We start from the raw sequence: 334 nt of genomic DNA on the forward strand, positions 1-334 counted from the left end.
ACTGTGGAAAAGTGGGGCGTTTCCTCCTGCAATGTATATCCCAGAAACCAGCGGTAGGCCATATTCAACCCCACTTCTTCTGCAGTCCGCCGCAGGGACGGCAATCCGTAGAGATGCTGGATCAATACCATTTTGAACAGCACCACCGGGTCTACGCTGGGCCGGCCATTGTCCTCACTGTACAGCGGCTCCACCATTTCGTACAGCCTGCTGAAATCCACCGCCTTGTCTATCTTCCGCAGCAGATGTTCCTCCGGCACCAGGCTGTCTATTCCAACCATCTCGATCACATTGCGGTCCATTTTCCCGCGCTCCAGCATCTCTCTCACCACCT

The 334-nt window shown here is 55.1% G+C and carries 1 protein-coding gene; it reads right to left on the minus strand.

The genetic code is table 11. The features are described 5' to 3' along the window. The coding region (locus tag H7U37_RS15380; protein WP_204877041.1) for a transposase at positions 1-320 on the minus strand (320 nt) is incomplete at its 3' end. Positions 321-334 lie beyond the last annotated feature (14 nt).

Origin of the sequence: Pseudoflavonifractor phocaeensis (assembly GCF_016901735.1) — a bacterium.
Lineage (GTDB): Bacteria > Bacillota > Clostridia > Oscillospirales > Oscillospiraceae > Pseudoflavonifractor_A.